Origin of the sequence: Cellvibrio sp. UBA7671 (assembly GCA_002483145.1) — a bacterium.
Taxonomy (GTDB): domain Bacteria; phylum Pseudomonadota; class Gammaproteobacteria; order Pseudomonadales; family Cellvibrionaceae; genus Cellvibrio; species Cellvibrio fibrivorans.
On record DLHJ01000004.1, the window covers coordinates 45,320 to 67,121 of the forward strand.

Here is a 21,802-nt window from a genome sequence, read left to right on the forward strand (position 1 = left end):
CACTAAAATTGTCTACACGGAAAACAATTCAGTTACAGCTCGGTGAAAACAGAAGCTGCTAAATTCTAGTGTCGCTTATATGGCCTAGATCAAAAATCCTCACTTTGTTCTGACCTCTGTGCGATGCTGGAAATCAACTTTTTAGTTAGTTCTAAAGCTGATTCCATATCGCAAGAACGAGCCATAAAATCCTTTTTTAAAAGATCTTTGGGTAAAGCCCAGTCCCACCTATTTGTCTCGGGCGGATCGAATTTATCCAACAGAGACTCTGGGTTAACAATTGATTCAATTTCTTCAAGAACTTTGAGGAATTCATCTGCGGTAATTGAAAGTACTTCAATAAAAAAACCGCCGATTGAAACTTGTAAACCCATCTCTGAAAGCAAATAGCCCAATGTTTGAGTAATGACATCACCTGTCCAGGTAAATACCAATAGGTCCTTGCCTGTTTGGTAAAGGAATGCTTCGGCCAGACCTGCCTTTCTGTAGGCATTTCTCGCATTGGCAAGCACTTCAAGCGCTGTTGAATCGGCGTACTGATATTGTTCATTGCTCTCCAGAACGGCTCGCATTTCGGCACGAACTTTATCGTGCACCGATACCAAGCTGCCACCAAACCTAACGACCTGTCCTCCGCGTGCACGCTCAACAGAAATAATTCCTTCTTTTTGATGCACTTCAATTACCGTCCAACGGCGACCAGCAAACACAATTTTTTGCCCTGGATTAACTAAAAGCTCTTTGGTAATTGTTCCAATTGCTCTGCCATTACATTCAATGCGATATTCTTCTGATAAGGGGAACACAGTGTAAAACTCATAGGAGTTTGTAAACTTTTCGCCCGTTATCCCAAGGATCAAAGAACCGTCTGAGTCCTGCATGATTAGGTCGTGCTTGCCAAGCTCCCTGATGAGCGCGCCAAATTCCCCCTTATCCAATCCTTTATGGGGGCCCGTAGCAATTAAGTCATTCCACAGCGCTTTTACAGTACGGCTAGAGTGCTGGGAGATACTGCTTAGGACTTGGTGAACCAGCGTAGACAAATGTGGTTGTGTCGAGGAGGGCGGCTCATACCATCCCCGGAGTAAAAGCTGTATGCAGGCGATCATCTGAATCAAATCGGTATGCAACTGTTCAACCAGAGAGCTTTCCGGTTTTATTTGTTTGCACATCGAATACGCACGCAATATTGATGACTCGCCTTTTCTTCGACCGGAACGACCAAGCCGCTGCCGCAGTGACGAAACTTTGGAGGGCCTACCTACCTGAGCGATACTTTTTACTGAGCCAATATCTACGCCCATCTCCAAAGTTGAGGTGCACACTGCGTTAGCTGGACGCGAGGGATCTTTTAAGTTTGCTTCAACTTCTTGCCGTAGCTCTTTGGATAAATTGCCATGATGTGGCCAATAGGCATTTGGTCGCCCTTCACCTTCACATAGCGAGCGAAGCACATCCGCGTAATACTCGACATTTTGTCGAGAGTTAGGAAATATCAGGTTTTTACTGTCCTTCGTCGTTTTGTAAATATGGCGTGCGATATCATCAATTGCACCAACTTCGTCGTCATCATCCGGATGATTCTGTTCGGATAAATTCTCTTTTGGTTTTTCTGCTGTGGGCTCGTAATAGGCCTTAAGTGAGAGCAAGAGCGATCCTCCTGCCGAGGGGCTATCGATGATGCAGACTTGACGATCTGCGCGTAAAAACTCTGCAGCAAGATTCATATCACCCAACGTTGCCGAAAGCCCTACGCGCGGCACGAAGCGCCCTATTGCCAGCTCCAATCTATGGAGAAGGGATTGAAGTTGTCGCCCGCGCTCCTCACCAATAAAAGAATGCAACTCATCAACCACCACATACTGCAGGTTGGCAAATATCCGGGGAATTTGGGATCCGCGATTCACGAACATCGCTTCCAGAGATTCTGGAGTAATCAGCAAAATGCCTCTGGGAGTTTTCTGGAATTGTTGCTTGCGGCTGGAGGTAATGTCGCCATGCCATGGATAAACTGGCAGCTCAAAACGGTCACAAATCGATTGCAATCGATCATACTGATCATTAATAAGTGCTTTAAGTGGGCTTATCTGGAGCACAAGCTGTTCATCGGCCGGTAATTCGATAATCCGACTCAGAATGGGCAAGAAAGCAGCTTCAGTTTTACCTGCAGCAGTGCTAGCACCGATCAGTACATCTTTGTCGGCGGGAAGAATGGCAGGGATCGCGCGCTCTTGTGCATCATGCAAGGAAGTCCACCCGGACTCCCAAATCCATCGTTTTAACTCAGGGTGCAGGCGCTCAAACGCAGAACTGACATTAGAGCTTGAATTCTGCAAGTTCATCGTCCTCTTCATCCTGAGCGGCCACTTCATTTTGTGCACCGGTATCCTTGACTACTTCAACTGATCCAACAAGCTCCTGCCAAGAAGTGTCGGGGTTCTGATCAAGAACAGCCAACAAATTTATAAAAGCAGTAATCGTCGTGCGCGGTGTTCTGTAATAACTCTCTCCCAACCGTTGAGCGCAATGATTTAGGAACGCAACGATACCATCGTCAGGCAGAAGATATTTGGTGTGATCACCGTGCGAATAAACCAAACGAATTTTTTGAAGGAGTACATAAAAATCTTCAGGGGTCAGGCTTACCAACTTAATGACCGGCCCGGTAAGATCAACGATATTTCCACCAGCAAACGTGTTTTCTGCAAGACGTGATTGCAGTGCCTGATATGAATAAAGACCACGGCGGGAATCGTAAAGGAAATCAGGAGTACCGCCGAGAACAAAACCAATCCCTTCTGCAGAGCCCTGCAGGGAGTCGTTCAGAATTCTCAGTATTTGTTCATAGTTGGATGTGCGCGCCTGAGTATTGGGTAGCTTGTAAAGATTCACCAACTCATCGAGGCAAACCAGAATACCTCCAAAGCCAGCCAGTCGCACAAACCGGCCAAGCAGTTTCAACTGGTCATAGAAATTGGAGTCATCCACAATGGTACGCACACCAAGTAATTGACGAGCTTCTGTCTTGGTCGAGAACTCACCACGCAACCAGCGAATTGCGCTAGTTTGTAAATCGGCATTATCCGTTTTGTATCCTTCGTAATATTTGGACACCACTAGGGCAAAATCAAAACCGTTAACCATTTCGGTTAAATCGGCGAGCATTTCTTTTATCACCAGATCAGGATCTACTCCGCGTGCGCTAGCGTTTTCAGTCGCCGTAGCAACAAAACGTTCGACTACACCGGTAAATGCGCCGCCTTCTGGCTTGGATCGCGTTGCAACGTTGCGGGTTAATTCCGCATAAAGTGATCGTGCCTGTCCACCACTAGCATGCAACCGGCGATCGGGGTTGAGATCGGCATGCATGGTGACAAGCTTTTTCTCCATCGCAATTGAGCGCGTAAGGTTCAAGAAAAACGTTTTACCGGAGCCGTACTCACCTATCACCAAGCGAAATCCACTACCGCCATCTGCGATGCGCTCTATATCGGCAATTAGTGCTGTCAGCTCTGCAGCACGCCCTACTTGTACTAGATGTTGACCTGCACGCGGAACGACACCTGCACGCAGTGATTGCAATATCGCATCACGGTCTCTCGGGCGGATTTTGATTGATTCATTCATAGGTGATTGTCCATGTCGAATTAAATGTAAGTTTGTGCATCATCACTGCGCAGAAGCCGACGCAATAATTTGTTCTGCTAAATCTGGATTAATTTCAAGATAATGATCTCCTTCAAACAATGGATCATCGAATACATCCCAAGCTAATTCATTAATTACATCCAGTGTGCCGTCCACCATCAGACCCAGATCGCTGGCAATGGTATTCAGCTCATCCTTCGCCCAAGCAGGGTTTGTCAAAAACCTATTGAGAAAAATTGCCTGCTTGCTATTTAAGGATGGGAATACTTCAAAACTAACGGTGCCCGATGCAGTTGGCTCGACAGCCGATATCACCTCATGAGGCTGAGCGTTGTCAGAATCCTGGTCAAATACTGCAGAGAGTATTGAAGAAACATGTTTTGTTTCGGCTTGCAATGCGGCAATTTTTTTGAAATCAAGATTAATGGCAGCTACTTTTGGTGCAGCTAATTCGGCTCCTGAACTGGGACTACTAATTTGAGAACTTGCCGTCACCACTACATTGTCTATTGAAGATAGACCGCCTTGTGCTTCTTGGTTATTTGTCGAGGCTGCCGGTGATGAATGCAAGTAGGAGTAAAGCTTATCGGGAATTTCCAACGCCGCAAAAATTTTCTCGAGCAGAGCGATTTCTAGTGGATTCAAATTATTATCCGCACCAGATACGCCTGCCAACATTCTTGCTACGCTATCTATTTCCTCTGGGGGAATTAATTTAAGTTTCGCTTTGAGTTTGGCAAAAGTCACTGTTTGTTTTAAGAACATTGTGACTTTTGAGGCAATACACTTCTGCTCAAAAGACGTTAATCCTGGCCAGTGCGCAATTCGATGATGGATATGCTCGATCTCTTCTGCCGAAACGTGGCCATCTGCAGCTGAGACGGCGCATGCGAGTTCCGCAAACACAGTAGCGCCATGAAAGCCTACAGAAGGAGCCTGTATATGGGCATTTAATTCATGCCGGTAAAGCAATAACGTATCACCCACTTTGGGCGTGGACGCCCCTTGAATAATGCTTGGTTCGGCGTAGATACCCAACTCAGCTAATCGTGTGAACAGCTTTTGAAGGTTTGCGCGATTAACGGAGACCATGCTGAATACGTTGACAATATCGCCCAATGGCATCTCTTTTGAATCAACTTTCTTCAACAACTTCGCCGCCATATCCAATATTTTTTGCGGCCACAACGACGTTGGTAAATGCAAAAATGGATCGAATACAAACCCGGATGTTGATGCTCTACGCTTGATACGCCAGTAGGGTTCTGTTAACTCAGAAACATCATTCAGTAACTCTCTAATTTTTGCAGCATTGGCTTCAGCGTTCACTACATCTGTTAATTTACCAATCGGCTTTTCAATGAGACCTGCGCCTGACGCAGCAGCTTGATAATTAACTGTTAGCGGTACTTTTGACGGTGTTGCATAAAATCCATTCGGATAGCGCGATTCAAACACCTGTTGAAACGCTTTATAGAAAAGGGGTTTGTAGCTAACCACCGTTTTGTCGAGCATGGATGAAAACTGCTGCGCCCACAGGTAAGCCCAATCGGCGGTGATCGTTTTCTGTTGGTCAACGAGCTGCGAGATAGCTATAGAAATCGAGTGTTTAGACACTTTGGAATTGACTGCGCCAGTCTCAATTTTGAGTGTCTCGGCCATGATACTTTCATGAAAGTCTGGCGAATACTCAGTCGAAACCTCAACAAAATCAATCAGGGAAGTTGCATAACGTTTAAATGATCTATTCGCTGAGTATACGGCTAATAGTCTGCGAATCTCTTCAAGAATAACGGGTTTTTCATCCTCGATCGACGCATCAAACTTGCTATCAATCACCAAACGTCGTTCCAATCCATAGAAGTAAATAAATACAAACCCAATACCCGCTGAAGGATCAGAACGATCACTTGCCAACCAGTTCAGATACGCTCGGCGATCATCGGGACTGATATTTCGATAAGCAGGATAATACCCAGATAAATCACGGCGAAAATCCCCGGACCCCGTACCGATCATCTGGCTTTCTTCAACCATTGACGGGTGATAAACCTGAGAGTGAGTGGCGTTGTAATAGATCATTCCACCGGAGATGGTAATTCCCTTAACACGAACAGTTTGATTTTTCGGAATCCAATAACTATTTGTTTTTTTAGTTTCGTTTTGAGGAATAGCATATTCGTTACTATTGCGAGGCACGCCATTCTGAGTAACCTGCTGTGAAGGAGATATTGAATCAAGCTCAACACGAACTAAATCATCTTGGGCATCAACATTCTGCGGTCTATTTGCGACCTTCTCTTCCACTTTTGGCGAAGTCATTGCACTGAGCAAAAATTTGTGAGCTTCTACCATCGAAAACGTTTTATCTTTTGGCAAACTACGTGGAGGTGCTTCCACCTTACTAATCGGTAATTGTTGTTCTTTTTGCGCAGCCGTTAGCTTATCCCTTTTAAATTCATGCACGTTAGTCGATTCTAAGGGTTGGGAAACTTCCGCTTTAATAGTCTCAGCTGGTTTCGCTGTACTGGTCGAAGTCACTGCATCCAAGATGGCCATGTGAGCATTTGTCTTAGAGAGCGGAATCTGTAAAGAATGTCGCGGTTGAAACAATTGGGCAGGATCTATTTCTGAAAATCCCTTAGGACTAGAAGTCAAAATATTTATGCAAAATCCACCACCTTTAATCCTCATTATTGGGTATTTATTCAAGCAGTATCTTGGATTGTTCTTGTAGCGTTTGTCAGGCGCACCAGACATAGTGGGATATTTATAACGATGCCCAATAGTAATAGCATCAGAGGGGGATGACCCAGATTCCTGAATCGTTATGTCATCAACTTGATAAGAAAGAACGACATTCGAGTGAACGGAACAATCATTTCCAACTTGCAGAATTACTGCATCAGGAGAAAAAAATACCGAAAATGAATTAGTTTGTAAGCAAGGGAAATTTAAGTTACCAGACATTCCAAAAGGAAAACCAAATCCCAATTTAGCAGCGTTTCGATCAGAGTCACCGCTGTAATCACCAATATTAAGCCATATAGCATTGGATTTATCGATGGAGGGAAATTGGTCGCAAAATTTACTAAACCGCTTCTCAATTTCGGAATCAAAGGTGAAGAGAATTTTTATCTTCGAAGCATTTTTTTCCGCTAACCACACACCTATCGACAAGAGTATTCCTGGCAATAGAAAGACCGGTGAAAAGAAAAGGCTAATAAAAAAGGTTATGGCTAATAACCAGTACCATGATTTTTTATATTTTCTCGTTTTGCTCGCATACTTATACAGGCCCACTGAATCAAGCAATGGCTCATCAGTGTCAACATTTGTATATGTTGTCTTTTTTCCCGTTATAAGTGACGCAAGAAAAACATGCCCACGAACAAATTTGCGTAGAGATGGAGGTAACTTTTGCGAAAGTACAGTTTCTATTTCACTGGCGGTAAAAGGTTTTTTGTGAATTACCTTTGAAAGGGGTCCATTCATATTTTGCAATCATCCAGTACATGTATAGGCTTAGAACCCCCTCACCTAAACACAGAAGATGCCTAAGGTTTGGTCCGCCATATCAGCAGTATTTATTATTGAGTTTTCAGTTAACAACCGTAGATCGCGCGCAATCCCCAGTGGCAAATAAATAGAGGAAACGGCTTAAATCATTTCCCTTTTAGTCGTTTTACCACACTCAATGCCAACTCTGTCACATTTCCAGTGTATTGAAATTCTAGCTTTCTATCTACTTAAGTACAGCTCATGTTAGATAAATATCTCCTCAACCCCTCCCCAAAGTCATTAGCTATAAGAACGAGCGTTCGCGACTTAAACGCTTTAGCCGGATCCTCCTCGGCTTGAATTGAATTCCTAAGCCTGCTGGACACGTGTATGAGCCTCAAAAACGTATAGGCATAAATAGATCACCTGGGTTCGCATAACGAGGAAAACTTGAAGTGACCGCGTAACAACGCTTTTAATTACACTCTAAGGTCCGCCTTGGGCACAATCAGACTGATACCACGTGGGTATATTGACGTCAATTACCGCATATAACAGTCGACAAAAAACGTTACTGTCCGTAGTACAGAAATTCGGTTTAGGGGGATTTGATGCTCGATCTATTCGAAAATGAGAGTTCTGGTGGTCGAGAAATTCTCGGTGCGCAAGCTTTTGTTTTGCGAGGCTTTGCGCTTCCTGTTGCGAATGAGTTGTTAGCGAACGTAGCGTTGATCGAAAAGATTTCACCAATCCGGTATTTGGTAACCCCTGGTGGATTTACCATGTCTGTCGGTATGACTAACTGCGGTCGGTTGGGATGGACTTCAGATCGCACGGGATATAAATACACAGCGGTTGATCCGCTCACAGACAATCCCTGGCCACAAATGCCCAACGAATTTTTAAAGCTCGCCCGGTCCGCTGCCAATGAGGCGGGTTTCCGGTCTTTCATTCCAGACGCATGCTTAATTAATCGATACGCAACCGGAACAAAGTTATCTCTACATCAAGATAAAGATGAGCAAGACCTTGATGCACCCATTGTCTCTGTATCGCTGGGAATCCCGGCAGTTTTTCAATTTGGCGGGTTCGAAAGAAATAGAGCGTCCCTTTATTTCACGGTGACGTAGTAGTTTGGGGAGGGGTTGATCGATTGAGGTATCACGGCGTATTACCCATCAAAAATAATACTCACTCAATATTGGGAGAGCAGCGAATCAATCTGACTTTTCGGAAGGTAAACCGCTGATATTTTCAAAAACTGACCGACTGTTACACCTCAGAGATATCGAATTTGCTCGCATTACTTAGCACTTATTAATCCTCTAATAATTTAATCGTGCGCGAATCTACAGGTGGAAGAAGACGAAACCATCTCGGGGATCAATCTGTAAGGCTTTGCAATAGACCGCGTACTCATAAACATCCAGTCTCTTTTCCATGATCTCAACCTTCTGAACGAAGGAATGCGGCTCCTCCAGGCGTTCTGCCAGATCTCTCATACTCAAACCCAATGCAAGCCTGGCATCTTTGAGCCATGCGACGAGGTCTGCATATTCAGGGGTTGAGATGGTCTTTTTCATTGTACCTATTATTGGTACACTGCCGCCATGTACCCAAATTCGGTACGGCCCATCTAGACACAAGCCCCGGTTATAAAGGAATAAGATGACGCGCATATTCACAATAATTATTATTTTGATGGGTTCGACGCCTGCGCTGGCAGGCGTAAACGAGGGCGTTGAGGCATTAATCCGGGGAGAGTATGTAAATGCGTTTAAAGAATTTGAACCGGAAGCAAAAGCAGGAAATCCCGTCGCACAGATGTCACTTGCCAGCCTCTACCTACGGGGTAATGGTGTGCCTCAAAATTTGGAAAAGGCATTTGCCTGGAATCTGGCAGCAGCCGAGCAAGAATTGCCTGAAGCGCAGTTCCGGGTGGGAATCGCGTATGAATATGGTGAGGGCGTTCAAAAGAATGCAAACGCTGCTTTCAAATGGTATGAACGAGCAGCTGGTCAACATCACCCTGCGGCACAAGCCAATCTGGCAACTATGTATTGGAACGGTGAAGGCACGACCAAAAACCTCGATGCTGCAATAAAGTGGTTTACCCTGTCGGCAACCAATGGAAACGCATTTGCCCAAGTCAGTCTCGGTAAAGCTTATGTGGCGGGTATTGGCGTGCCGCAGGATTTTTCTCAAGCCATCAAATGGTTTACACAAGCGGCCAGAGTGAAACATCCGTCCGGCATGTACTATCTGGCAGAGATGTACGAGCAAGGGATTGGAATAGAAAAAAATCTCGCCAAAGCCGAAAACCTTTACCTAGAATCAGCATCTCGCGGTGACGGATCCTCATACTATAAATTAGGCATGCTCCATTCACAGGGCATAAACAACGTTAGTAATCCAAAGCTTTCCTATGCCTTATTTAATGTTGCCGCTTCTAAAAGTACCCGCTTTCAAAAAGAAGCCGCATATCGTCGTGATCTGATCGCCGCAAAATTAACTGAGAACGAATTGCGTCAAGCCCAGAACCTGTCAATTGAATTGGTACAACCTGGAAAATTTAGTGAACTAGTCACCATCAAATTGTTCACTGAAATGCCGAATGATTTGCAATAGATAACTCTTATGAAGTTAGTGCGCCGGTGGGATGGTGTAATACCACTCACAACGTAACCGGCGCAAATCTTTCTAAAAGAAATCGTCGCGGTTCTGAACGATAAGATACAAATCTTTTTGTAAGTATTTGAATGAAAACTTCGCATTATTAATGTGATCGACTTTCTTCAGATGGCGGCGCTGGATAGTTCCAGCTTTGTCACGAAAAACTGCTGATAATCCTGGGCTTTCGGTTGAAGGCGTCAGCCAGACATCCCCCAACACATCATCCTTTCCAACAATTGTTCCACCGTCCAACATAAGGGTTGCGTTGTTCAGCAGTTCAACATTTACCGACACGAAAACTTTCTCGTTATGCCGGATGTCAAACGCTTTCACCACTCTTGAAAGCCAATCCACATCGTCTTTCTTTACAATAAGCTTGTTAAGAAATTCGTTGTCTTTCAACAACGACTCAAATTCATATCTTTCCGGAGCGAGGAGCGAACTCTGCCCCTTCCCAAAACGTAGTTGCAGGTCAAACGCATCTGACACATCAAAACCATGCCCAGCTTCAATCAGGTAAGCGAGAATGTCGATTGCCATCGGATGCTGCTTTTCAGCGAGCTTTTTCGACTCATAGGTTTCAAACATTATGTTTGTCGATGAGTGTAAGTGCTCAAATAAATCGAACATATGGTAAAGCCAATGGTCATGGGAACCGGGGTTACCTCTAAGGAAAGTTATGTAGCGCTTTAACATCTCCGAATCTATATCACGCGCTGCGAGAACCAGCGCCATTTGATGGTCAATCTCATCGATGTGTTCCGGCGTGATATTTTCATTGGCGTACATTACCGCAATCGGAGCGCCTATATTTGCCAATAGCTGGAATGCTTCATCCTTTAGCGGATGATTTTCCGATGCCAAAATTCCTCCGGCGATATGTGCTAACGAAGTGTCATGGGAGAAAGTTCTCAGCAACTCTCGCTGCTTTTCAAGTTGATCTATAAAACCGTCTTCAGTAAAAATCTTAGCTAGTGCACTACCGCCTTTGTCGAACGAAAACTTCCCTAGACCCAATTGATAGGGAGCGTACAGTAACGTCAAAACAGTGGAATAATCGGATGATGAGGTGTCTGGGGAGTTTGCAATTCTAATTAGATCTGCACGCTCTTTGTTAGTTAGGGAATAATCACTCGAACGATGTCCCTCAGCTTTGGCTCTTTGCAACCTGATGTAAAGCGAATCGATGAGGTATTGATCTTTGATATCTGTAAGGCTTTTCATTATCGGTGTTTCAACTTCTTCATAGGACATCCATCGATCAACTTTTTTACTAGAATAATCGACCAACGTAGTTCGCAACTCATCAAATCCAAAATACGCTAATACACCAAAAACACCAATCAGAGCAGTCCCGAGCAAGCCGACGACACGCAAAACTTTTGACATTGCCAACTCACTGATATTTGAATTTTTCGCAGTAATTTTGTCCTCCAATCGGGTTACATGAAATTCAAATTCCCTCCTCAGTTCTTCTCGAAGCTTTAAATGATTATCGTCAATACCTACAGCTGCGTTTGAACTAGGAGTATGAATTTTCATATGATTTACTTACCTCATTCGTATATTAATAAACTGGAAGTTATTTCTTCCAAATAAATGGTACAACGACTACTAAGTGGTTCCAATCCTGCCGCAAAAAATTGCATCATATAAACAGCAAGTAAAATCACTATTTCGAAGAAAATCAGTTTGATGCTCAAATTCAGCAATAGGAAGTCTGCTTAACGATGAAAGCTGGTCATACACGTATTGCAACGCCTGTTGATCGGATGCATACGTAATACCGGCAAATGCCTGCTTGTCCAACAGCAAATATCCGATACGAGTGACTGACAGGAAATTTTGTTCCGAACCTGAAAGTTCATTTGGAAGGACTGAATCATCCCCAATGTGCTTTTCGATTTCGAGCATGAAAGAACAACGAAATACAACACCAAAAATAAATGTACGGAATTCGCTGGCAAAATGCTGAAATGGAGAAAAAATTGCAAGCCGGGCGATGAGAAAATCGGACGCCCACACAATGTCTTTGTAGAGCTCGTAGTGTCTCAAAAATGCGGCGTTCGAGGCGGTGTTCATGACAGGTTTCAATTCCATCGCCAGTAGTAACAGGACACCGAGCGCATCCAAACTGCTGACGCGAGCAATGGCCTCTATCTGAGATGTTTTAGAAATTTTTTTTCTTCTGATTGGTCTCCCAGCCTTATTCAGGCAGGCAATCTGCTCACGGAGTTCTAGAGGGAGTCGAGCGATCAAGTCCATGACAATAGGGCCGGTTAATCGGCGTACTCCCAATACACACCAAAAAAACGAATTGGCAACTGCCCCAGATCCTGGAATCAGCCGGTCAAATAGCATAATCATTGCACGAGGAGCAGGCCGCTCACCACGAAGAATGCGCGCTAAGTCGTGGCTGAGCACTCGATTGCCGGTATGTGGGAGAGCGAGTTTTGAAAGTTTATAAAGAGTTAACTTCGACGCATACCTTAATGCACCTAGCCAATAGACGGACGAGATTAAACGTATCGATTTAATTTTCGAATCTCCGGAGCAAACCCATTAACAGGAATCCTTCTCAGTTACATTGTAACCCGATGAAATATATATGAAAAATCCCCCCATTTACCGCTTTCATCGCACATTTTGGACACTAGTAGGTGCGCATATCGCTGTGTATGCTCGCGACCGCGGGATTTAATGTCCCACGCTCTAAAATTCAGGGATTTGCTAATCGAATACGTGGCCAAAAATCGGAGAATGGGTAAACGTTTTAAGAGGGATTATTTAATTCTGAAAAACAATTATTGGTGACGGAACAAAATTGAAAAAGGGCGAATAAAAAATAACTAAGGAGGGGGGACTTTGTAGTCCGTTAACCAGCACTTTTTAGGAGAAATAACATGTAAAAAAAACCGAACAGGCTTGTTCGGCTTTTCGGTAAAGCGGTATTGCGACTTGAGACCGTCAGTATCTGCCCCTACCTTCCAGCTGTCAAGTCCCCCACGCATCGAATTTAGATTTTCGACGCGACCACTCACCCTAAATTTGGTCATCAAGTACTGAATAACGGGTGGTCTCAACCCAGAAAATATCTGCCGCGGAAATTAGTGACGCGCGGCTGGAGGAACATATCAATGAGCAATTTCCCACCACTGTTAGATCAAATCCGGGGAGCATTTAAACTCGCCCCCAACCTCGCTGGTGCGATTCACGGAGCACGACGGGTCCGAGAGGGGCAGCGAGGTAAAAGCACGACTGTTTTCCCATCACGAAAAGTCGGTGGAACCGCCACGCTGGAGAGCAGACTAGAGTTAGCCCATGCGCTCGCATTAGAGCGGAATCCAGACGTTGTTCACTACCGCACTAACGCGATAAAAATACAGCTCGATAAAAAAAGCTTTGTAGTTCCTGATTTCGTTATAAAAAATTCGGACGACTCTTATGAAGTGCACGAAGTGAAATCGTCAATCATAAATTTAAGTGAGCGAGATAAAAATCGATACGATCGCACAGAGAAGATCCTGGCATCAAACAATGTAATTTTTAGAATTTTTGACCAAACACAGCTAACTAACAGAGAGCAGACAGATCGATTATTACATATCTACTCCAGAGGGCACCGTTACGATTGGAGTTCACTACAAATTTTTACAGCAATTAAATTTCTTGAATCTAAAGCGTTCAACACGCTTTCCGAAATTCATTCAGCATTGGCCAACGAAGGGATCGACGATTTGATCGGCGATTTTCTTATTTTTCACAATAAAATAAAAATCAACAATGCAACCATATTTAACTGGAGATCATGAAATGACGAACAAGTACAATTATCAAGTCGGCCACGTCTTTGATTTTTATGGGAGTAGCTATCAGATAGCGGACATATCATATGGATCAATCCGCTATTCAGCGATCAAAGGGGGAAAAGTATTCCGCGTCTCTATATCACAATTTGATCAGATAAGCGCACATGAAAAATTCTCATGGGACAGTACCAATCTTCCTGCGAGGTTAAATATCGAAGCAGTTAAAAATCGATGCCGACGGCAATCATACGTGTCAGCAGCGATAAAGGAAATGCTTAATCCACGCAATGAGCGGCACTTAAAAAAACTAATACCAATTATTGCGTCAGAACTAAATGACAATAATCCGCCGTCGGCGAAAACAGTTGGCCGCTGGGTAAGGAGATTTCAACAGGATAGCCGCGGATTAGAGGATAAGCGGCCGTCAGGAAATATGACATTGCGATACGACCCACTAATCGAGCAACTGATTTTAGAGGCGATTAATAAAATTTATTTAAAAAAAGAGCGTCGCTCTGCAAAAGATGTTGAAGCCTATCTAATTGGCCGACTCATTGAAACTGGACTCATGATTACCGACCAAGAATCTATTACGATCCCAACCATCCGGACTATACAACGTCGCATTTCAGAGCTAGATCCCTACGTTGTAATGCAAGCACGCCAAGGAAAGTATGCTGCCCAGCGTTACGTTAGATCAGCTGGCCGCACCCTCCGTAGTTACACTGCATTAACATTAGTTCAGATTGATACACATGTCCTGGACATAATTGTCATCGATGAATTAACAGGCGAACCGGTAGGCCGCCCATACCTAGTCTGTATTATTGATATTGCTACACGCATGGTGGTCGGGTATTACGTGAGTCTGTTTCCGCCAAGCGCCACGACTACTCTCGCAGCGCTTGCATACATGCTAATACATTACGGAATTCCGGCTCAGATTGTACCGGACAACGGAGTTGAATTAAAAAACACGTCATTTTCGAGAGTCTGTAGCAGTCTGTATATTTCTATTGTAAGAGCGCAAGTTCAAGACCCAAATGGGAAGGCGCACATTGAAAGTTTTTTTCGGACGTTAACGTACGCACTGACTCAAAAAATTCCCGGAACTACTTTTTCAAATCCGGCACAACGAGGCTCATACGATTCGAAAGATAACGCATGTTTTACTTTGGAAGAGATCAGATTGCTAATTCATGAATGGATCCACAATATTTATCATAAAAGTATTCACCGCACTACTGGCCGCGCCCCTGAAATTGCATGGAAGGATGAAATAAAAATCATCGTTCCCAACAAGCTTTCTGAGGCAGAAGTTCAAGTTCTTTTACGGCAACCCCATAAACGAACAATTCACAACGGCACAGTTGTTTTCGAGCATTTAATTTACACATCACACGCGTTATCGGTGTTTGAAGGCGAAGTCGTAACCATAATGGTCGATGAACTCGACCTGTCCTTTGTGTACGTCAATCACCCCGAGAAAGCCGACGCTAATATAAAAGCAGACTCAGTCGATCCTGAGTACACGAGAGGGCTAACAATTTATGAACATCGTGAGTCATTAAAGATAAAGAGCGAATTATCGAAAAAGGACATCAATGCGATTGGCAAATATACGTTGCAATATGCTCGTTATCTACTGTTAGAGCGAATCAATGAGGGTACCAAAATCGCAAGAAAATGGCTTAGGTCCGTTATGAACAAAGCGATTCAGCCCCCTAATGTTGAGCAAGCCGTACAGCAAAAGTATCCCGCGCACAATCCTGATGATTCAACGGACTCACGGTTAATTCAAGCGACCACAACGAACAACCAAGACGAATTCACCTCAATAACACTGTCGATGGATAACTAATATGAAACGAGATATTTGTGAGTTATATAAATTAGTAGGAAAAATTGACGAGATAATCGTCTGTTATCCGGATTGGACTAACGCGTTAACCCGCATTCATGAATGTATTGCCAAAACCCCATATTATCGTGAATCGGTCAACAGCATGGTACTTGCTGATACTGGTGCGGGGAAAACTACTATCTGCAATATAATTTCGTCGGAAATGCGCCCCTTTTATCGAGAGGATGCAGATGGAATTAGGCGTATAGTCCCTGCTTTCTATTGTGAGATCCCTTGCCCTACGACTATTAAATCATTGGCATCAGCTATGCTTCAGAAACTTGCCGATCCGAACCCCAACGCTGGAAATGCAGTCGCGATGACAAAAAGACTCATCTCACTTATACAAACATGTGAAACCAAAATAGTAATGTTTGACGAGCTTCATAATTTTTTTGATCTTACACGACAATCAAAAAAATTAAATCATAAAGTTATCGGATGGCTGAAAAATTTAATTAACGAATCGAGAGCTTCCTACTGCCTAGTGGGAACACCGGTATTTGAACCTTTGTTATTGGAAGATAAAGAACTGGCCCGACGATTTAAATACACCTTGACTCTCAACTACCTAACCATGTGCTCAGACAAAAAATCTGGAACACTAAAAAATTTCCTTATCGAAGCCAGCAAACGCGTAAAAAGTCTGACCCATGTAAATGGTCTCACCTACCTTACAAGTGATGTCGGAATCATCCAAATGTACGCTGCCTCGCGAGGAAATCCGTCATTCATTATGGCCATCATAAAAGAGGCCGTTCTTATGGTTTTATTACGTGACGACACAAACATCACTGTAGAGGATTTCGCGGCAGTGGTTGACACTGGTATTACCGCGCAGTGTCAATTAATTTCAGAAAATCCATTCAGGCTTACGAAACATCAGGTGCAGGCGAAACTGGGAGCTCGTAGATGATCCCTTTTCTACCCAATAGATACCCAGATGAAAGCCCAGTAAGTTTTCTTACACGACTCGCCTTTGAAGTTGGTCACGCAAGTATGGTAGATGTCATTAGAGGGCGTAGCGGAATACGAAATCATAGAGACTTATTGGCGTCTTTTTTAAAGCCTCAAAAGTATCAGGAATTGATGCGATCATTAGGGATAGAAAAGGAACTACCCAAACCTATCAAAGAAAAAACAGGAGAATACTGTAGAAGTTATATTTTCGATGGGATCAAAATTAACCTCGACAACTTTCGTGGCGACTTAGAGTCCTTCTGTCCAGAGTGTCTCCGTTCTTCACCTTATTGGCGACGGCAATGGTCTCTCAGGGTATACACGGTTTGTGCAATACATGGATGCGATATGGTTGAACTCTGCACGCGTTGTAATCTGTCTTTAACAGACAAAAGATCATGCATTTTTAGATGCAGAGAATGCAACTTCGATCTACGCGATACAAAACCAGTATATACGACTGAACGAAGACGGCTAAGTGCACATAAACTTTTTACAACTGAGATAAGTCCTTTGGAATTAAAAATTGTGCTTAACGTATTTACCTCTTTAGATAAAACATTTAAAAAGCAGGTAACCGATAAAGAAAAAATGAACATTGTAAACGCGCTAATCGAAAAGCAGGACGATGCTACTCAACAACTACACAGAGTCATTGCCGAAAATATATATATCTACCATCCACGCATCCAGCTATTACCATTGCTTCTAAATCGCGTCACTGCCTCAACAGCTGAAGCGGTCTTACAGCAACTAGGAAATATCAAATTCGATTCGCCTTCGAATTGCGCGATATATTACCTTTCGATACCAGAAGCAGCAAAAGCGTTAAATGTATCACGTAAGATGATTAAGGATCTTATAAGTTGGAACATCCTACCATTCAAGGGAATAAAAACTAAAAATCGGGTTTCGTCTGACGCGATAACATTATTGTTGGATAAAACGCCGCAAGATTTAAAAAGAATGTTAGATAAGGCAACGGGTAACGAGATGGATACATCACGTGAAGTTAGTGTGTCAGAAGCAGCTGCACTATTAAATACTACCAGCGCAATAGTGTGTGGACTCAGGAGAACAAATCATCTTGTAACCTCGATTAGAATGATACATGGACAGCAGAAAAATATGGTTGACATTGATTCAATCAAACAATTCAAACAGAAATACATTATATCAGGTGCTATTGCGAAAAATTTCGACCTATCAATTCAAACAGTAAACCTACGTTTGAAAGCTATTGGTATATTTCCTGTATCAGGCCCTTCAATTGATGGGGCAATCACGAACATTTTTAAAACCACTGACTTACATGAGTACACCAAAGCTAAAATCATTGATGGAAAAATTATGCCGAAAAACAACAATAGAGACCATACGCCTAACCTCACATGGGCGACATATGTCACAGAGAAAGCTGCCGCTGTCACGTTGGGTGTCGGATTGAAAATGATAAAAAGATTAATGGATGAAGGAATTTTAAAATGCACAGTTATTAATCAAAACACCTTAATTGAAAAGCAAAGTGTAAAAGATCTGCAAAAGACACTAAAAAATTCTGAATACATGGAGCTTCATCAAGTTCGAAAGGCGATTGGAGTAAACCCTGGATACTTTTGGACCTACTTTGTCAACACAGGAATAGTGTCTGTTGTTGAAATTTTTTATCATAAGCTAGTCCATAAAAAATGTGTTGATAGATTGATGGAGATCACCTCAGAATACATGACACCCAAGGAAGCAATAACTAAGTTGGGGATAAAAGGAGGTGTATTGACCTGTCTTCGTGAAAAAAGTGTGGTGAAATTCAAACATTTTCAAGGGATCCGCTATGACATATATTTTTATTTAAAAAAAGATATAGAGAATTTGATAAAATTTAATATAAATCAGCCGCAGCCGTACATAAGCTAAAAAGTCTCCATTGATAAGCATAGCGAACCGAGAAAAATCCCGTCCAAATGGTCGGGATTTTTAGCGCCTTTGAAGCAGACAACCATCTCTGAAAAGGTGCGGACTATTAAACACTAGCCGATCAATAGGCAGTTGTTTGGTGAAACAGAAATACTCTAAAGCAGAAACCAAAACATTTTCGTGGTTTTTTATACAACATTCAATCGATACTGAATCAATTGAAATTTTCAAAAAGCTTTATCATTACGGGAGATATTGCAAAACGATTTTGTGTAAAAGCTCAAACGATTGACCATAAACTCAACATGGTAAATGTATACTAGGATCCAGCCCATCAATTGATGGTGCGCAGCCCAACATCTTTAAGCAATCTTAAATAAAGGCATTTACGAATCAGTCCTATAGTTAAGAGCTTTGCTATAGCCACTTGGCTCTTCAAAGCCTCGCTGAGCGATATTGGTACTTGGAATATTATTCATCAATGAATCATCAGGTATTGCCATGATTAAAAAATCACCCATCAACACTCCCACCCAACAAGCGGAACTAGTGCCCCTCGAGGATGCTAAAGCCATTCGCATTGTGGAATGGCTGCTACCACTTGAAAAGCTGGATACTGTAAGCAGCAAATTTTTTGCTCGCAATATACAAAGCAGTATTCAACACATTAAAGAAAGTCGTCGCCCACTTGGATTAAAGCTTAGAAACAAGCTTTCCGCAGTGATAATTGACAACGACTCCTATGAAGAACTTTCGGGTCTTAAAGCCATATATACCGAACTAGTTGAAGAGGTGAAACAAAGTGAAGCTGCAGTACCCCCCGATACCGATAATCACTAAGATCCTTTTCACCTTGGCGAAAAATGAAGTCCATTCAAATTGGCTACACCTAAAAAAGATGCAATTTATAGGTCAATATAGAGAAGGCACCAAGTCCTTTTTCAAAGCATAACGGCGCGCACTAAATCTAAGCTGCAAATTGAAGAATATGAGCATAAGACATCTGATGTGTTGTCTTAAAACGACACATGAGTTGCTCAAGCGAGCCTATATTTTTCAATGACTTAGCAGACTTCGTGACACGGGGGCAACTTATTGGCATATAAACATCAACTCGGTGAATGTCTGGGGGGGTTATGAGCGGGATATCTTAATTGTTCGCCCACTCCGTACAAGGCGCTTAACTCCGCTTGAAGGTGCATTTTCTTAAGATCCGCTTGCTCTGGTTTCAGGTGTATATTCAGCGTCGGGATCAATGAAACGCGCGTTAAGCAACCAAACTGGATACAAGCAGCGATGACGTGTATGAAAACGTCTAACAACTAATCTCTAGCAGGTGTCATTAAGTTGGCTCTTGTCTGGGAAGAAAAAACCACCGCACGGTGGTTTTTTCATTTATAGCGGATAGAAAAATGGGTTGAAACCTGAACGTCGACGTCGGGCGACATGAGTGTCCTAGCCACTCTATATTTATCAATTACTTAGTTAATTCTGTGACAAACAGACAATAAACTTACCCTAGAAAACACATAATTCTGGCGGTAATGGTCACTTCGAGTGCGATGGATCGTTCCGCGGAAATCGTTTTAACAGATATCAAAAATGGTCTGGCCAGACGAGGGGCCATTAAAAAGGCGCGGAACATCAATTAAAAAGGTCTTGTGAAGGGGTAGTCTTGTTGTAGTCGCATACATTATCCCCCGTCGATCCTTAAACCACGCAAAGTCACTCCAATAGCCCTACCCTATTTTTTTTATTTCTTCGTATGGATGAACCTAGATTACGCCTCAAGAATTAGTTCGGCGGAAACAAGTTTCCTCAAATAATGACTTCAACGTCATTGTGACGTGTTATTTGCAGACACGTAAAAAAATAGGGTCTTATTTCGTTGCACCGCTCGTCTCCTAAATCCTAGTGATAGATTTTAATGATAATTTTTCACAGGATTTCTTTAAACTTTGATAGTAGGAGATTTTTATGAAGACCATAAAAAATTCAATTTCACGCAAAAAGTTCTTTTCAACGCGCTTACCCATCCTTGCCACCGTTAGTGCGATAGCGAGCATAATGATTGCGGCCCCTTCATTTGGGCATGGTTATTTGGAAGGTGAACGGGGAGATCTTTGCCGACAAAATATTAATACTAATTGCAGTAATGTTGACCCCGCCGACACCGAGCATCCTGGAACATTTCCCGTTGGCGGGCCACCGGATGGTCAAATAGGAAGTGCTACACGTCCTTATCCTCAACTGGATGAACAATCTGCCAACCGCTGGTACAAACATGGCATGTCGTCCGGGAGCAATGATTTTCATTGGATTATTCCGGCACAACATGTTTCCGATAATTATCGTTACTACATTACTAAACCGGGCTGGAATCCCAATGTTCCGTTAGCACGTTCGGCATTTGAACAAACACCTTTTTGCGAGTTTGAGGACAATGGCCGGGCACCTGGTAATCCAACTCATAATTGTAATGTTCCGCAGCGCAGCGGATATCACATCATTCTCGCAATTTGGCAGGTCTCTTACACTGGAGCAGAATTTTATTCTTTGCTGGATGCTAATTTTGATGGAAGTTCTCAGCCAGGCGATGGCAGTTCCAGTAGCGTTAGTAGTTCCAGTAGTAGTTCCAGTAGCAGCTCCCCGACGACGGGACTAGTGGTTAATGGAAATTTTGATGCAGGTAACTTTAACGGATGGACTTTAACCGGTGATAATGCAGGTGTAGATAACAACGATGCGTATTCCGGACACAAGGCCTATTTTTGGAGCACTGATGCTTACGAGCAACGGATCGATCAAACCGTTTCAGGATTAACTAACGGAGTTTATAGCGTAAGCGCGCAGGTAAAACAGAACACCGGAGTTCCCGATGCCAGTCGTTTGGAATTAACCTCTGCGGGAGATGTGCAATATATCGACATTCCCCACAGTGATAATTATACGGAAATCAACGGGACGATTACTGTCAGCAACGGCAGTATCAATATCGCTTTTTTCCAGCAGGCAGCGGGCAATACCAACTTGCAAGTTGATAACGTGTCTATTGTCCTACTGGATCCGGACAACTCGGGTAGCTCCACTAGCTCCAGTAGTTCCAGCAGTTCCAGTAGCGCGGGAAGTTCAAGCAGTAATGCACAATGCAACTCAGTTGCATGGAGCGCTTCGGCCACTTATCAATACGGCGATACAGTTTCCCTTCACGGAAACCAATGGTCGGCCAAGTGGTATACGCAAGGCCAGGAACCTGGCACCACAGGTGAATATGGTGTTTGGGAGAACGAAGGAAGTTGTCAGTAAAGTGGATGATTGTCAGTGCTAACAAAAGTCCCCCTTCCAGGGGGACTTTATGCCGGCCACTAATGCAACTTAATCTGGTTCAGTAGAA

13 protein-coding genes and 2 pseudogenes are annotated in these 21,802 nt (G+C 43.3%); 9 read left to right on the top strand and 6 right to left on the bottom strand.

Annotation, left to right across the window (positions count from 1 at the left end; all coding sequences use genetic code 11):
* Positions 1 to 89: 89 nt before the first annotated feature.
* The 3 genes from B4E62_RS05350 to B4E62_RS05360 form a co-directional block, all read right to left on the bottom strand.
* On the bottom strand, positions 90 to 2,246 hold the full coding sequence (locus B4E62_RS05350) for a DEAD/DEAH box helicase (protein ID WP_331351374.1): 2,157 nt from the start codon (positions 2,244 to 2,246) through the stop codon (positions 90 to 92).
* A 70-nt stretch (positions 2,247 to 2,316) separates the two neighbouring features.
* Positions 2,317 to 3,627 carry an ATP-binding protein gene (locus tag B4E62_RS05355; RefSeq protein ID WP_331351375.1) on the bottom strand — a complete coding sequence of 437 codons (1,311 nt, stop codon included), beginning with the start codon at positions 3,625 to 3,627 and terminating at the stop codon, positions 2,317 to 2,319.
* 42 nt (positions 3,628 to 3,669) lie between these two features.
* A complete protein-coding gene (locus B4E62_RS05360; protein ID WP_331351376.1) occupies positions 3,670 to 7,143 on the bottom strand; it encodes a TerB N-terminal domain-containing protein in 3,474 nt (1,157 codons plus the stop codon).
* 788 nt (positions 7,144 to 7,931) lie between these two features.
* Here B4E62_RS05360 and alkB point away from each other — a divergent pair.
* Positions 7,932 to 8,398: pseudogene (alkB, locus tag B4E62_RS05365) on the top strand (DNA oxidative demethylase AlkB).
* 100 nt (positions 8,399 to 8,498) lie between these two features.
* Here the strand turns inward: alkB and B4E62_RS05370 are convergent.
* Positions 8,499 to 8,732 carry a helix-turn-helix transcriptional regulator gene (locus B4E62_RS05370; RefSeq protein WP_331351378.1) on the bottom strand — a complete coding sequence of 78 codons (234 nt, stop codon included), beginning with the start codon at positions 8,730 to 8,732 and terminating at the stop codon, positions 8,499 to 8,501.
* 85 nt (positions 8,733 to 8,817) lie between these two features.
* On the opposite strand from B4E62_RS05370, the gene B4E62_RS05375 reads away from it, so the two are divergent.
* The gene (locus B4E62_RS05375) at positions 8,818 to 9,777 is read left to right on the top strand and encodes a tetratricopeptide repeat protein (protein WP_331351379.1); all 960 of its coding nucleotides are present in this window, start codon (positions 8,818 to 8,820) and stop codon (positions 9,775 to 9,777) included.
* A 72-nt stretch (positions 9,778 to 9,849) separates the two neighbouring features.
* Here B4E62_RS05375 and B4E62_RS05380 read toward each other — a convergent pair whose 3' ends face one another.
* Both B4E62_RS05380 and B4E62_RS05385 read right to left on the bottom strand, forming a co-directional pair.
* Entirely contained in the window at positions 9,850 to 11,364 is a 1,515-nt protein-coding gene (locus tag B4E62_RS05380; protein WP_331351380.1) for a hypothetical protein, read from the bottom strand.
* A gap of 72 nt (positions 11,365 to 11,436) precedes the next feature.
* Positions 11,437 to 12,246 (bottom strand): hypothetical protein, encoded by an 810-nt coding sequence (locus B4E62_RS05385; protein ID WP_331351381.1) that lies wholly within the window; start codon positions 12,244 to 12,246, stop codon positions 11,437 to 11,439.
* 713 nt (positions 12,247 to 12,959) lie between these two features.
* Here B4E62_RS05385 and B4E62_RS05390 point away from each other — a divergent pair.
* From B4E62_RS05390 to B4E62_RS05415, 7 genes and pseudogenes are all read left to right on the top strand, one after another.
* On the top strand, positions 12,960 to 13,634 hold the full coding sequence (locus tag B4E62_RS05390) for a hypothetical protein (protein ID WP_331351382.1): 675 nt from the start codon (positions 12,960 to 12,962) through the stop codon (positions 13,632 to 13,634).
* 1 nt (position 13,635) lies between these two features.
* Positions 13,636 to 15,492 (top strand): Mu transposase C-terminal domain-containing protein, encoded by a 1,857-nt coding sequence (locus B4E62_RS05395; RefSeq protein WP_331351383.1) that lies wholly within the window; start codon positions 13,636 to 13,638, stop codon positions 15,490 to 15,492.
* 1 nt (position 15,493) lies between these two features.
* On the top strand, positions 15,494 to 16,450 hold the full coding sequence (locus B4E62_RS05400; protein WP_331351384.1) for a TniB family NTP-binding protein: 957 nt from the start codon (positions 15,494 to 15,496) through the stop codon (positions 16,448 to 16,450).
* A pseudogene (locus B4E62_RS21385) lies at positions 16,447 to 16,830 on the top strand (TniQ family protein); the annotation flags it as partial. The gene B4E62_RS05400 and the pseudogene B4E62_RS21385, both read left to right, overlap by 4 nt.
* 177 nt (positions 16,831 to 17,007) lie before the next feature.
* Positions 17,008 to 18,408, top strand: coding sequence for a helix-turn-helix domain-containing protein (locus B4E62_RS05405; protein WP_331351385.1), 1,401 nt, complete (start codon positions 17,008 to 17,010; stop codon positions 18,406 to 18,408).
* A gap of 501 nt (positions 18,409 to 18,909) precedes the next feature.
* Positions 18,910 to 19,248, top strand: a complete 339-nt coding sequence (locus B4E62_RS05410) for a hypothetical protein (RefSeq protein WP_331351386.1) — start codon at positions 18,910 to 18,912, stop codon at positions 19,246 to 19,248.
* Positions 19,249 to 20,385: 1,137 nt separating this feature from the next.
* The gene (locus B4E62_RS05415) at positions 20,386 to 21,714 is read left to right on the top strand and encodes a lytic polysaccharide monooxygenase (RefSeq protein WP_331351387.1); all 1,329 of its coding nucleotides are present in this window, start codon (positions 20,386 to 20,388) and stop codon (positions 21,712 to 21,714) included.
* Positions 21,715 to 21,802: the final 88 nt, after the last annotated feature.